Annotated in this window: 9 protein-coding genes; 5 read left to right on the forward strand and 4 right to left on the reverse strand. The window is 35.5% G+C overall.

The window, feature by feature from the left end; all coding sequences use genetic code 11:
• Positions 1–139: 139 nt before the first annotated feature.
• A complete protein-coding gene (gene patD, locus BC008_RS42025) occupies positions 140–517 on the forward strand; it encodes a heterocyst frequency control protein PatD (protein ID WP_027842410.1) in 378 nt (125 codons plus the stop codon).
• A 375-nt stretch (positions 518–892) separates the two neighbouring features.
• The gene (locus tag BC008_RS42030) at positions 893–2,569 is read left to right on the forward strand and encodes an ABC transporter ATP-binding protein (protein ID WP_027842411.1); all 1,677 of its coding nucleotides are present in this window, start codon (positions 893–895) and stop codon (positions 2,567–2,569) included.
• A gap of 95 nt (positions 2,570–2,664) precedes the next feature.
• Here the strand turns inward: BC008_RS42030 and BC008_RS42035 are convergent, their stop codons facing one another.
• Positions 2,665–3,615, reverse strand: coding sequence for an AraC family transcriptional regulator (locus tag BC008_RS42035; protein ID WP_058184697.1), 951 nt, complete (start codon positions 3,613–3,615; stop codon positions 2,665–2,667).
• Positions 3,616–3,777: 162 nt separating this feature from the next.
• Between BC008_RS42035 and BC008_RS42040 the strand changes: the two genes are divergently transcribed.
• Complete coding sequence (locus BC008_RS42040; protein WP_027842412.1) at positions 3,778–4,401, forward strand: glutathione S-transferase family protein; 624 nt, start codon at positions 3,778–3,780, stop codon at positions 4,399–4,401.
• Positions 4,402–4,527: 126 nt separating this feature from the next.
• On the opposite strand, the gene BC008_RS42045 is transcribed toward BC008_RS42040, so the two are convergent.
• Together BC008_RS42045 and BC008_RS42050 are read right to left on the reverse strand one after the other, a co-directional pair.
• Positions 4,528–7,041 carry an alkaline phosphatase D family protein gene (locus BC008_RS42045; RefSeq protein ID WP_027842413.1) on the reverse strand — a complete coding sequence of 838 codons (2,514 nt, stop codon included), beginning with the start codon at positions 7,039–7,041 and terminating at the stop codon, positions 4,528–4,530.
• Positions 7,042–7,273: 232 nt separating this feature from the next.
• A complete protein-coding gene (locus BC008_RS42050; RefSeq protein ID WP_027842414.1) occupies positions 7,274–8,179 on the reverse strand; it encodes a hypothetical protein in 906 nt (301 codons plus the stop codon).
• 625 nt (positions 8,180–8,804) lie between these two features.
• Between BC008_RS42050 and BC008_RS42055 the strand changes: the two genes are divergently transcribed.
• Positions 8,805–10,286 (forward strand): serine/threonine-protein kinase, encoded by a 1,482-nt coding sequence (locus tag BC008_RS42055; protein ID WP_027842415.1) that lies wholly within the window; start codon positions 8,805–8,807, stop codon positions 10,284–10,286.
• 103 nt (positions 10,287–10,389) lie between these two features.
• On the opposite strand, the gene BC008_RS42060 is transcribed toward BC008_RS42055, so the two are convergent.
• Positions 10,390–11,937, reverse strand: coding sequence for a serine protease (locus BC008_RS42060; protein WP_063800863.1), 1,548 nt, complete (start codon positions 11,935–11,937; stop codon positions 10,390–10,392).
• Positions 11,938–15,140: 3,203 nt separating this feature from the next.
• Between BC008_RS42060 and BC008_RS51930 the strand changes: the two genes are divergently transcribed.
• Positions 15,141–15,401, forward strand: a complete 261-nt coding sequence (locus BC008_RS51930; protein ID WP_072207819.1) for a hypothetical protein — start codon at positions 15,141–15,143, stop codon at positions 15,399–15,401.
• Positions 15,402–15,405 lie beyond the last annotated feature (4 nt).

The following is a 15,405-nucleotide window of genomic DNA, read 5'->3' on the forward strand; positions in this document are numbered from 1 at the left end:
CTCTTAATTTGATAAATGGCAAATAAATTGCAAAATCCGCCTCCTAACAACAGCAGGCAGAAAATTTGGTAAAAAAGTCAAAAAAGTTTATTGTGAAAAAAAAATAACTTGTTTCTAATACTATACTAATTAGCCTTAGATGTCTCTCTATTTTGAAAAATATAACTTGTTTGCAAATTTGTTGAATCAAATGCGTGAAGAACTTGATAGTTCTCAAACGAACATAGATAAACAAAAATTGCGTCAAGCTTTTATTTCCTTGAAACATTTTTATCTGGAAGAGATATTATCTGCAAAAACAGATATAGTCAATAATTCTTATTTTCAGCGAGAGCAATCTTATTTGACGGAAATCAGTAAACAAATGCGATTACTGGAGATGGACATAACTTTTTTCCAAGGCGCTCGCCAAATTGCTACTCTTAGAGGGCGCTTTGCATCTATCCATCAGCGCTTAAGTACTCTACTAGAATATTGCGATAATTTGACACAATCTACTGATAGGGAAAACTCGTAATTAAATTAACGATTGAACATGAAATATTTATTTTTATTTGTATTTTAAAGTACACAGTCTTTATCTGTTTTTTTATCCTGCAAAGAATTGAAATCTATCTTCTGTATGATTAAATACAAAATAAAATACGACTATATGATTGAGAAAAATTTTTAGCTTTCTACTTAAGCCTAACATTGCAGAATAATAGAAAAAAAGCACATAGAAATAGTACTTAGAAATTGAAAATAAGAAATGAAATATAATACAGGCTATTACTACTGGTAAAGCTAAAAGATACTTCCCCTACCAGATAAATATATTTAATCTGCTACAGTATTTGAAATTTCCAGTTCGAAAAATTAATAGCACTTAGCTAATTACTGATCGCGAACTATGAGTGAAGCTTTATTTCGTATTGAAAATTTGCGGGTATCATACCCGCACCGCGTTAATGAAAAAGCACATTGGGCTGTAGATAATGTGTCTTTTACTCTTGAAGCCGGGAAAAAAATGGGGTTGGTAGGAGAATCGGGTTGTGGAAAGTCTACCCTAGGAAGGGCAGCTATGAGATTGTTACCCCCGAAAAGCCTAGTTGAAGGTCGAGTAATTTTTCAGGGACAGTCAGTATTGGATATGTCTCCAGACGATTTAAGAAAATTTCGTGGCGAAGCGGTGGGTTTGGTTTTTCAAGATCCCATGACACGGCTCGATCCGTTAATGACAATCGGCAATCATTGTTTGGAGACTTTGTTGAGCCATTCCCCAAATTTATCTCGCAAAGAAGCTAAAAAAGTTGCAATTGAAACTTTAGAAAAAGTTAATATCCCCGCAAATCGCTGGGGTCAATATCCCCATGAATTTAGCGGTGGAATGCGTCAAAGGGTTGCAATCGCTTTAGCTTTATTACTCAAACCCAAATTAATTGTTGCTGATGAGCCCACTACTAGCTTAGATGTAACGGTATCGGCGCAAATATTGCAAGAGCTTACCCGCTTATGTAGTGAAGAGAATATGGCGCTGTTACTAATTTCCCACGATTTAGCATTAATTGCAGAGTACTCTGACGACATTGGGGTAATGTATGATGGCAAAATCGTAGAAATAGGTGCTTCTAAAGATGTTTTTGGGCGACCGCAACATCAATATACTCGTTCCTTGCTGGAAGCTGCTTTACACGTACAAACTATAGATGATGGTGAATCCCAACCCCAACTTTCTTCTGTAGGAAGTAACAAAAGCGATGATATCGAAAATTCTGAAAATCCTATTTTGCGAATTAGTGAATTACGTCAGCACTTTTCCATCGAACCAAATCTTATAGAAAGATTATTTAAAGGAAAAGGTCAAACCATCAAAGCTGTCGATGGAATTAATTTGGAATTATATCCTGGAGAAATCTTGGGATTAGTTGGAGAATCTGGTTGTGGTAAAAGTACTTTGTCGCGGACAATCTTACAGTTGCTTCAACCAACAGACGGGAAAGTTGAATTTTTGGGAAAGGATTTAACTACTTTATCTCGCCGCGATATTCGTTCCCAAAGACGACAAATGCAAATGGTGTTTCAAGATCCCCATGCTTGTCTTAACCCAACAATGACAGTGGGACAAAATATTGCAGATCCTTTACTAATTCATAAACTTGCAGAAAAAAGTCAGGTGAAGGATGAAGTCATTTCCATGTTGGAAAAAGTTGGTTTAACTCCCCCATCGATTTATTACGAACGTTACCCATCTGACTTATCTGGAGGACAACAACAAAGGGTTGCGATCGCTCGCGCTTTAATTACTCGTCCCAAGTTACTAATTTGTGACGAACCTGTGAGTATGCTGGATGCTAGCGTCCAGTCTCAGGTTCTAGACTTGATGTTGGAGTTAAAAGATGAATTTGATTTAACTTATTTGTTTATTACCCATGATTTATGGCTTGCAAGATTTTTGTGCGATCGCATTGCTGTGATGAATGGAGGTAAAATTGTTGAAATTGGTCCGACTAAAGAAATTTTTGCTGCTCCGGAACATGAGTATACTAAGACTCTTTTAGCTGCCGCGCCTTTACTTGCGAGAGTGTGACGCAAATTGAAAGTAATGAGTAATAAGTAATAAGTAATGAGTAAGGAGTCAGGAATTAGGAGTTAGGAGCTAGAAATGAGATCTTTGATCTGTTATTAAGGTTTACTCTGGGTTTCTCGCCGAAAAGCACCTGGAGATATTTGCATCCAACGCTTGAATGCATTACTAAATGCAGCTTCCGACTCATACCCGACCTCAGAAGCAATTTCTGCTAGGGTTTGATATCCCAAACGAAGCAAACCAGCAGCTTTTTGCATACGCCATCGAGTCAAGTATTGTAACGGTGGTTCTCCAACCAATTCCCGAAAATTACTAGCAAATCCCGAACGTGACATCTTCACCTCTGAAGCCAAACTTGCAACAGTCCAAGGCTTTTGTGGATAACGATGAATTAATGTAATAGCCGTGCCAATTTGCGAATCTTTTAAGGCTTTTAACCAACATCCTCCAGGTTTTTCTGCCTGACATTCTTCGCTTTTACTGTGGATATAGTAACGTATTGCTTGGACAAAAAGAACTAATAATAAATGATTGATAATAGCATTATTACCTGGGTTTTGACTGGATAATTCTGCAGTTAAAAATTGTACAGTTGTATTTAACCAAGGTGCAGATTGTGTTTCTTGCTCTCGAATAAGTATGAATTGTGGTAAAGGTGTTAACAATTGATTGACGATAGGGCCTTCCAATTGTAGTTTCCCATAAAGCAAAGTTGTTTCTAAGCCTTCTCCTAGAAATTTTATTGGCTCGGAAGGTAAATGAGAATGACAATTCAACCAATTAGTGTCATTTGAGATTAGACTTTCAGGTTTGTCGTAGAGTATGTGCTCTTGAAAACGGGGAAAAAGAATAAAATCTCCGGCGACTAAAGAAAGAGGTTTTTCTGTATCTGCTACCTGAAGCCAGCAACTACCCCGTCTTACTGTCCAAAAACTAGTACCGATAAACTCTTCACTGCGGATCCCCCAAGGCGCACATATTGTTAAGGGGTAACAGGTATTGTTTCCGATATGAATTGTTGCGAGAACTTCACTTAATGCGTCCATATCAAAATTATAAATTATTTTGGACTAATAAGCATAAAAATTAGTGTTTTAATTATTGGTCGTCCAAATTAATTGGATTATGCTAATAACTGTCTTGGAACGCACCGGTGTTGTTTCCGAGCGCAAAAGCAAGCAAATACTTACTGCGTTTGGGAAATAAAAATGATTGATTTGTATACAGCAAGTGCACCTAATGGTTATAAAATTTCTATTGCTTTAGAAGAATTTGGTCTTCTTTATAAGGTAAAGCGAGTAAACATAAGTGAGGGAGAACAATTCAAACCAGAATTTTTAGCTTTAAATCCCAATGCCAAAATTCCAGTGATTGTTGATAACGAAACTGGACAAACAGTTTTTGAATCTTGTGCGATTTTACTTTACCTTGCAGAGAAAACAGGTAAATTTATGCCTAAATCAGTTCGAGGTCGTTGGGAAGTAATTCAATGGTTATTTTTTCAAGCAGCTTCCATCGGTCCAATGTTAGGACAACTAGGGCATTTTATGCGTTATGCTCCGGAACAGATACCTTATGCTATTGAACGTTATAGCAAAGAAGCCCATAGACTTTTTGGAATTTTAGAAGAACGGCTCGAGGATCGGGATTTCATCTGTAGTGAGTATTCAATTGTTGACATGGCTCATTTTGGTTGGTTGTACTTTGCAGTGAAAATGGGTGCGACCGATGCCGAAAAATATCCCAGGCTCATAACTTGGCACGATAGAATTATCAGTAGACCTGCTGTTGTAACAGGATTAACTGTTCCTGAACCATCTAATTTCAGATAAGTTATGTTGGTATTGCTTGGGGTTAACCATGGAGTTTATAAATATAAAATAAAGTTTTTTGAGGCTTTCTAAGGTCTCCCTGCTCCTATACTTATCCTCACCAAGCAAAATTAATTTGCTCGACCGCTACATCACTTCCCCAAGTAAATCATCCATTGGGTAATCTTTATCTTTAAAATCTAGTGAGACTTCAGATCTAGTCAAAGGAAAAGGTGGCAAAAGCTTACCTTTTTCTTTACTTTCCAGTTGCCACCAAAGGGTTTGGACAACAATATCTTTTCCATCTACTGATTCAAAAGTAATTTCGGCAATGTTATTTAATCCAACAATTTCTTTGCCATAATTTTTGCCAAGTTCGTGATGATGCTCATTTGTCGCAAGAGCTAAATATTGCTCTAAAAATGGCTGGCGATTTTGTCCGGGAAGAGGTGTAGGTATTGAGATTAAATCTTTAGAATTTGAATCTTTGGAATTTGAATCTTTGAAATTTGAATTTACGTAAGAAAAATCTTGTTCGATCTTTTCCCGCTTAGCATTAATAAAATCAATGCGATACCACCACTGGGGCTTTTTAATAATTTCTAATTTTTTTAAGCCACCACGTTTTTTCAATAAATCTAACTTTGCTGGATTGTTTTGAGAAGATACTAACGGAATTGGTTGCAGTGCTTCATTAATTGCGGTGTAACAAACTCCCAGATTTAGCTCCTCTTTTTGTGGATTTTCCCACCCCAAAACCTCTGCACTTGGTGAATTCATCAACAAACGAAAAGGAACAAAACCTTTTATATGTAAAGAATGGCTTCCACCAATACCTTTTTTTTCATTTTTGAGAGAGCTACTCGTAAGTTGAGCGATCGTAAGTTCAGTGTGGATGTTTGTTGCAGCTTCAAAAGGTTTGGTTGCACGATACTGTAAACGGGCACTAAAGCTATAATGTACATCGCCTGATAAGATAACTAATTTATTTTGCTTATTTGGTAGTCCCCTTAGCGCCATACGCGACAACATTCTTTCAAATGCGTTTTCTTCTAATCCCCAGGCTTCAGTATCAAAACCCCATGCAGCACTACCAAACTTTTCAGATATATTTTTAGCTACTCTTTGTAGATCTTCCATAAAAGGAACCCCTACGAAAGGACCAGGTGAGATCGCTAAAGTAACCTCAATTTCAGGATCGCGGGGCACATTAGAAATTTGTTCTTCGTAAGCATCAGCGTGTAAAAGTCCAGGGAAATCAAAATCATTTTTCCCAGGAAACTCTCTTTGGGTGCGGGTATCAAGTACTAAGACTTCATACTTGGGTCCAGGAACTATATAATGCCAAGTTAATGCTTCGGGATCTCGTGTTAATCTTCGAGGATAAGTTTGAGCAATCTCAGCAAACTTGGGTAAACCTATAAATTTGCTAATGTTTGTTTCTTGTTTTCGGTCTGTTCCTGCCGATCTTGACCATAACTCAGTTGCTTGAAGTAAAGCCCAACCAGGTTTCCCTTCTGTAAATTGTTCTGGTGTATTTCCCCAACCTTGGCAAAGTGCATAGCCCAGCATGCCATTTTGTAAGATTCTTCTTCCTAAGGGTTTATTTAAAAGGCGATCGCACCATGCGACATTGAGATACCAATCATCAGTAATTTCGTGATCGTCAAAAATTGTATATGTGGGAATATTTGCCAGAGCACGTCTAACTTGCTTTAGAGTCGCCCAAAATTCTTCGATATATCTAACTTCTCCTTGAAAGGTATTTTTATTTTTCTTAGAAATCTCTGGGGTCGAAGAGCCCAGATTAGAATAAACATCTTCGAAATTAGGAAAATTTTGTGGCTCAACCCATAAAACATCACTCCAAGCAAATAAATACATTGCACAAAATTCACCAAGAGTGAATAAATGACTTTTGGCAAGATTAGAAATTGTGCCAATTTTGCCAATGCTTGCTGTAAGACCAGCAATATGCGTGGCGATACTATTTCTTTGACCGGGATTCAACTGCTGGAGATCTTCAACATCTGGCAGCTTTTCTGACCAACCTAATAATGCTTTTTCAGCATCCATCAACATAAATAGTAAAACATCTGCCACATCATCTGCATAAATTTGGTCGCCGGTGAGAAATAATTGATGGGGTCGTTTTTTTGGATCTCGCGCCAATGCTTCGCCAATCATTTTATCCAGACTAGCTAGAGCATCCATACTTTCACCATGTGGTTTGCGACAAGAACCATGAACTAAACGTAATTCTTGTAAAACTTTGGGTACGACGGGAAAACTAGGTAACTGATATTCAGGGTAAACAATATCTTCAACAGAACCCTCTAATGTTAATATACCTGGTGTTCTCAGGCTTGTGGCATCATCAAAGCCCAAGTCGTAAAGATACTGTTTGCCATATTCGAGAATTTTGACATTATTTTTAGCTGTTACTGCAACAACATGTAAATTTTGGCCAACTTCAACAGTTCTTCTACTACCTGCAAACAGAATATTGCTATCCAAATCGAATATTTTTAAGGTAACATTATGGCTTTCTTTTAAGGCAATCCAAACAGTAACGGTATCGGGTTGGGTACATCGCACCATAGGTCCAGCCAGAACAAGTGGTATTTGATGAATGCGCTCTTGTAATGATTTCCATCCCATGAGACTATTACCCTAACAACTTTATTTGACCACATCAGCCAATACTTTTTAGGATAACGATGCCAAGGTTATGGGACAAGAAAATTTTTCGATTCAAAAAATCTGCTAATCTAACTCTGAATCCTGTCCGGTTTGAACTGAATTCGCTATCCTTCCCCATTCCGCGTTGCTAGATACGAACGGACTGATGACTATAACGTGGCGTTAGGTCTAAACTAACAAATCAAGCAAATTAACTTTGGTGACGAATAACTAAATTATTTCTTTGAAAATTCACACCTGTGATCCTACCGATCCCAAATTTTTTTAGCTGTGAATATAATGAAGCAGCTAACCGTTCGCGGGTGCGTTGATTATTTAATTGGGCACGGAGATTACTTTCAATTGCTGAGGCAATACGTTTTTTATATTTAAACATCCTATTGCAGATATCTGTACCCCTTATATTACAGACTCCACCTGCCTGAATATTAGCATCAAATTTTACATCAATACTATCATAGCTCAAACGACCAAAATTATCTTTTGCAGGTTTGAGATAGACATCCAAACGCATATTATCCATTTCAATATCTGGCGCACCTCGGTCGCCAAAATCAACAAATCTTGCGGTGTGATAACCTTTCAACTCAGTACCATTACTTTCAAAAAATAAACTCAATTTGAAGGCGTCATTTTCTTTCTTTACATTCAGTCGTGAAAGCTTAATATTATCGACATAGTATCGCAATGTTCCATAAGCACGAGCCTTAACTGTCGATTCGGGAATATCGAAGTTCTGTTTTCTCCCACCTAAAGTTTTACTTAATTGAATATAAGAAGAATTTTTTTGATGCCAGCTTTTACCCTTTTTTGGACCAAGATTATGTAAATAAATTTTAGTTCCTTTAAATAAATTTTCAATAAGCTGGGTAATGATACCAGTTCTAATACGTGTTATCTGGCCGGAATTTTGAGCAAAAATCGAGTTATCATTACCAAGAGATAAATCAGTTTCAATTTTTTTTTGTTGACGATTATTTACTTTCTCTCCTGCCATAAATATTTCATTTTGGGAGACTCTTGCAGAAGCATAACCAATCATTAAATTTGCAGTTACAGCTACAAGAAAAAGAGATTTAACAGATTTATTTAGCATCTTTCCGTTCTGATAAATTCAAGAATAAATAGATAGTAAATTACAGATTAGTAATGTTTACACAGCAGCTATATATTAATCTGTATAATATTCCAGCTAAGTTGTTACTACAGGTTTGAATTGAGAGCAGTAATTACTTAACAAAAGTTAGACAATTACTATACTTGTTATTTGTTCATACAAAATATAAATCAGTATTGCAGTCCCAGAACCAATCTTAAGTATAAACCAGTGTTTAATGGGTTTTTTTAACTACTCTATAGTATACTCTGTACGCACAATGTTTAGCTTGTTAAAATCAGCGAGATATTCTGACAACAGAAGTGTCCCCTTGGGAGGATGGACCTCGAGAAGAAAATTCTTACAATAATTCCCAGAGGTGCCTGTTATTCAATATTTAAAAATTATGTTAACCCTGATTTTATTGTTCTAGTTTTAGGCGTAAGCACGTATAAGATACTATCAAAATTAATTCAAACAATCGCCTGATAAATTTGGGCAAAGAATTTGGGATTTATAGTTAAATTTTAGTAATTTATGAAGTAACTTTAATCCTCTAGGAAAGTCTCTATGCGAAAATCAACATTAAATTGAGTAATAGTTTCTGAGATAATTCATGCAATTCATGGTGGATCAAACCCTGGGTGGACGCTACCGTATGATTCAATTATTGGGGCAAGGGGGTTTTGGGGTTACCTTCTTAGCTGAAGACATTCAGCGTCCGGGAAATCCCAAATGCGTTGTCAAACAATTTAGACCAATGTCTACCGACTCGAAAACTTTCGATGCTGGTAAACGTTTGTTTCATAGGGAAGCTCAAACTTTAGAAAAATTAGGAGTTCATAAACAAATACCACGACTGCTAGCGCACTTCGAAGAAGAACAACAATTCTATTTAGTACAAGAATATATAGAAGGTCACGACCTCGAACAGGAATTACTTTCGGGACAAAAATTTAGTGAAGATGAAGTTATTAAACTTTTACAAGATATTTTAGAGGTCTTAATATTTGTTCATGAGAAGAATCACGTTCATAGAGATCTTAAACCTTCAAATATCCGCCGTCGTCCAGATGGAACAATTGTTTTAATAGACTTTGGGGCTGTCAAACAGATTAGTACTCAGATTATCAATTCCCAAGGAGGTACCAGTTACAGTGTTGCAATTGGTACTCGTGGCTACATGCCAGGAGAGCAAGCCCAAGGGTTTCCCCAATTTAATAGTGACATCTATGCGCTTGGAGTAATTGCGATTCAGGCTTTGACTGGAACAACACCTCACAACTTAGTTACAGATCATCAAACAGGTGAGATTGATTGGCGTCATAGCTTAAATGTTGTAGTCAATCCTGAATTAGGTGATATTTTAGATGGGATGATACGCTACGATTTTCGACAACGCTATCGTAGTGCAAGGACGGTACTTGATGCCTTAAACTGTCTTTCCGATCCTGCCATGTGCACAAAAACTCTTTATGGCAATCCACTGTACAATAAGATAAGGAAGGGTCGTAATCGAAGTGCTTTCTCTTCAAAGCTCATCAAAATACTTATAGGTTTGGGCGTGACTGCGAGTCTTGCAGCAGGTTTTGTTGTTTGGAATAAATTTAGTCCTCGAAACGAACTATTGGAAATAGCACAACCTGTAGAAACTTTTTCTACCTATGAGAATAATAGTCGAGGTCTCAAAATCAAGCATCCTACAAGTTGGGAGGCACAAAATATAGAAGATCCAATTGCAACAGATGTTGTTATCTTTAATTCACCCCATCAGAATTCTCAAGATAATTTTATCGAGCATTTAACTATTAGTGTGAGAAGATTTCCGGGTACTTTAAAAGATTCTCAAACATCATTTGTCAATATTATCAAAGATAATTTTCCAGAAGCAAAAATAATTAGGAATGATACAGCAACTTTAGCTTATAGACCTGCTAACAAATTAATTTATACTCGTGAAGATAGAGGAAAAACTTTTAAAAGTTTATTGATTTGGACCTTGAAAGGTGACAGGGCATATACTATTACATACACAGCAACAATTAATGAATATGATACTTTTATCCAAGATGTAAACCAGATGATTGAATCATTTGAAATTAGATAGCTGTTAATTATGAATTGGTAAATATCTCCCCTGGGTTCAGGATTTTAACTATTACTTTAGTTACCGACTCGATGATTGATATTTAAAAGTACAATCTCTTGAGTCACTGCTCCTGAAGCTTCTCAATTAAATTTTGAGCTTTGTGATAATCATCTTCTTTACCTTGCTTGCGAAAAACATCTGCAGCTGTCTTTAAATCTTGGATCGCTCCTTTTTTATCACCCGAACGCAAACGAGCTAGACCCCGGTTACCGTAAGCTTGTGCATAACCAGGGTTAATTTTTAATGCCAGATCGTAATCTGAAATCGCTCCTCTATCATCTCCTAAACGGGAACGAGCAACACCACGATTATAATAAGCTTTAGCATTTTGAGGATTGAGTTCTAAACTTCGACCAAAATCCTTTATTGCTCCTTGTTTATCTCCCAAACGAAAGCGGGCTATAGCTCTACTATCATATGCTTGTACATCATTAGGGTTAATATTTAAGGCTTGATCGTAATCAGCAATTGCTTTTTCTTTTTTTCCCAAATAGAAATAGGCTTTACCCCGATTGAGATAAGCATCAGCAATATTAGAGTTTATTTGCAAAGCCCGATCAAAATTGGTAATTGCTTGCTCGTAATTCTTCAAATTTAAACGAATAATACCTAAATTTACATAAGCTATAGAATATTGAGGATTAATTTTTACAGCTTGCTCGAAGTCTTTAATTCCTTCAGGTAAACTTCCCAGAGCAGAAAGAACTACACCACGATCATTATATGCATCCGTATATTGAGGATTAATACTGATTGCTCGATTGTAAGCAGCAATTGCTTCTTGAAAGTTTCCTGATTTAACTTCAGATGAAGCTTTGATATAAAAATCATCTGCTTTGGATTTTGTAGAATCTTTGTTAGTGGGACTAGTTTCAGGAGAAACAAAATCTACATCAATCCCAGCACTTTTAGAGAATTTTAAAAAGGTACCGATGGGAATAGCTAAATTCTTTCCCGTTTTTAGATAAGTAGCAGTGGGATTGGGTATTAGTTTCCGGTTTTGATAATTTTCATCTCCTAAACCGTGAATCCCAATGATTTCACCTTTTTCATTTAGCACCGGTCCTCCATTCATACCCGGTGAAGCATCTATTCTGTAGGCTAAAGCATAACCTCCCGGTAATGCTTGAGAAGCATTTGCTGTAATTTTACCTGCTGGAGGAAAACTGTAAGGTAAGTTTTGTTTCTCATTGATAGCTTTGGGAAAACCAGCAACATAAGTCGTCGCTCCCAAAACAGCTGCACTAGAATTTCCGATCTTGGCAATTGAGTAATTATTATTACTTGTAAATTCTAGTAAAGCTAAATCTACGTTCGGTATTTTTTTTATGTTCTTAAATTGGATCGCGTGCTGTTTACCATCTGGAGTTATAACGGTGTACGCGTCTTTTTTTTCTACAACATGGCGGGCAGTTAAGACAGTATAAGTTGTATCATCTTTCTTAATAAGTACTCCTGAACCAGATTCATTTTTGCCACCAATTAATACTGTAATTTCTCGAGCAATTTTTCCTACTTCACTATCAGATAACCCTACTGCTATTTTTGGCGTAGCCAATACACTTAATGCGCCAACAACTATGGGATACAACGAATAATTGTGCCTCATTTATTGAATGCCTTAATTTTCCCTATAAGTAAATACTTCACTATATAATATAATTTATTGGCTGTTTTCTATGTTAATGAACCTCTAATATTAAAAATTTTCGTTGAAATATATATCACATATATACTTGTAAATAACTAAATTTGATAGTATTATAAATGCAAAATAAATATTGTAATAATTGTTAGTTTTTGATAAATATAAAAACATAATATTTGTTTATTGATTCATAGCCATTAAATTTATAATTAAAACAAATTATAAATAACACAAATACTTTAGAAACGTGCTTCAGAAATGTACTTAGATACAAATCATCATTAAATCCATACATCACTTTCATTTTATGCCCTAGGTACAGATTTTGACTAAATATATAGCGTGGGAAGTGTTTAATATCAATACACTTTGATTAGCAATAATAATAGACTTATAATCTAGCAAATATTTTTATAACTTTTTGCATGTGTAGCGAATCTCCTTAACTTGTATTAAGTTATCCGACAGAAGAAAGTGATTTATGCATATTTATTGAAAATTGTTGGAATTTATGAGATCTGATTAAAGAATATTTGCAAAGTATAATGCTTGATTAAGTAGCGATGCATAATTAAATGTAAGATAATAAATAGTATTAAGCTAAAAACTAGACTCAAATGTAATGTTCTTTCTCAGAAAAGAGAAGAAAGTTAAAATTAGTGTGTTAGCCCATCAATAAACTATTTTTAAGAAAGGGACTGCAAGCAGTGTTTGCCTGTCACTATGATTTAAAAATAGTCTTGTGTTATTGGTTGTTATGTACCTTGGTGTTTACTAAATATGCGTGAGGTGGATAGTATACCTGGAGTACATATTAAAATGCTTAAGCTTTGTTGTACCTATCTACTGTCTTAGTATAAATGAATCAACGCCTACGGAGGAATACAAGTTAGGAACTATTTTCCCATTTTGTGGTACAAATGTTAGCCAGGTGAATCTCTGTTCAAGGTAATGGTTCTCTATTCATAGAAATCATACCTTTTTCAATGTGATGATGTGGTTAATATTTTTCCGTATCACACTCTTGCTTATCTTCGAGGGTTGAAGGCTTAATGTTAAGTTTAACTGGGAATCTAGGGACTTAATCTATTTATATTAATGCTGTACCCTATTTTAATCATAGCCTTTTCAATATGAAATCTTCTCGCAATTTGATTGATGCAGGACCCCGGTATTCTAGTAATTCATTGGTAGTTGCTACAAGTTGAGACTCGTTACTCAGTCAAATCTCAAAAAATCACATTAGATATTGATGTACGACTTGTGTCTTTAATATTTTCACCTCCTTGTTAAACACGCATCCACCATGCTGTCGAAATATGCAGGTGACCCATCGCATATTTCAGTTCAGGAAAAATATCTTTGGCTATGAATTATGTTTGTGTACATTTTTGTATTGAATAGTGTATTAAATAACTAATTTTCGTATATAACACTACCTAATTAGGTGAAGATATTCATAAATATTAAAAGCCATGAGGAGTAAAACGCATGCTATGCTTACGCTCCATATTAGCGGAACTGTAGGTGCTATCTATTTTGATTTGCACGTAGAGCTACATCTTCTCAAATACAGGATGTGAATAAGTGAACAGCTTTCTTTGCTTATATTAGTGCTGATGTACCTCTCAGGGAAAATGTAGGGAATTTGTAACATCAAAATCTATAAAATCAAAATCTGCCGAGTATTTCCATATATTAATCACTCATAATGGATCTATTTGCATGATAGATATCACGCTTTACTTAAAAAAAATTAGGGATTTTGGAAATAATGAACCAACAAGTTTTCTCTCAAAATATATTTGACCTGATTCATGCCAAAGCAGTTAGTATGGTGAATCAGGTAGAATTTTAAGAAAGATATTTTGTGTGTTTCGTGCAATTTCTCTGCAAAATAGGAATTGAGGAGAGCTTGATATTTTGAAATTTTTGTTTTGAAATTTTTGATTCTCCAGCTAGAGAAGGTAGTTATTTCTGGAATTAAGAACTCAAAAATGAACCAATCATTACTCGTTCTAAATAACAAATATTACAAAATAGTACTGTTGTTATGAAGCCACAATTAGTAAATAAGGAATTTTTACCTCGTTATTTGAGCAAAAAACTTCAAGTAGGTTTTGAGAACGCGAGCAAAACTTCCTAGTTTAATTTTTAAGCTTCCAGGTATTTGCGAAATAAGGACATAGATGTCAATATAAATCAGGCTTGAGGGTCGCTAATAGGCATCACCGGATGCTGAATAGCTATACGCTAGTGAATAATTATTGCAAGCTTGAAACCCCTTCATCCAGACCTAGAGTGGTATAAGAGCCAGTTCAATAAAAGCTTTACTTAAAAGCTGTAACAGTTATGTAATAGAGGAAAATTCTATTTCTAAAATGTTCTCATACATCATCAACACAACTAAATACCAGACCTTTAACAATGGGAAAAGCTGTTTTATTGTTAAAATTATCCCAAGCCAGATATGGCTTTTTCTCAGTGCTTATATATTCAGATTTGACACTTTATGAAGTGAAATATCGAAGATGATGAAATTTGACTTAGATTATTTTGATTTATCTTTACTCTAAGTCTTATAATTCATATACTGTCTAAGTAAATCCTTTTATAAGTTAGTAGTGAATTAGAAAGTGCTTATATACGAACTGATATAATTCTCTAACTTGTAAAGGCTGTTGTAAATTCTGCTTTTCAGTATTGGCAAAAGTCTTCACTCTCCAGTATCAGTTATTATCTATCCACTGTGCCGTTAGATTTGACTTAATATATTGAGAGGGTAGTTCACCGAGCAAGATTATTGCCTAAAAAAGAGGAGTTTAAAAGGCTAGTTCAGTGTATCTGCAGTTGTGAAATATAGTAAATTTTTATCAGGATTAATGTTTCAAGACATCAGAGAGTTGGTAATTATGCTCACCAATATTTTGGAGGTTAGTCTGTTGGAATTTCCAGCCGGTAGACTCGACCTTCCATTATCGTCCTGACCAAACTAGATAGAGGATTAAAATTTATGTCGTCAGTCTATCTTCATATTAAGGCACTATTTTTTAACAATAAATTTATTCAGTCGTAAAATCAAATATTGATTTCCTTATACCTGGATTCAATTTTGTCGGTTTGAATAATTATATTGGTAAGAACGTAATTCACATTTTTTGATTATGACAAGCAAGTACGTCAATGTTAAGGAGTATACGGTCAGAGCACACAAGCGCCTGATTCATACCAGAGTTTTTCACTTTGTCTGTAAGCAATGCAACTCTCCTACGGAGAGAGAAACTTTTGGACCTCGCCCACTATATTGCGAAAAGTGCCGTCCACCTCAGCCATCCGGGAAATCACGCTTTAGATCTAGTAATAAGCGTGTTAAACCGGTACCAATGACCTATAAAGGTGAAACTGACGATAGAACACAACTTTAACTAA

It is taken from the genome of Mastigocoleus testarum BC008 (assembly GCF_001456025.1).
GTDB classification, from domain to species: Bacteria; Cyanobacteriota; Cyanobacteriia; order Cyanobacteriales; family Nostocaceae; genus Mastigocoleus; species Mastigocoleus testarum.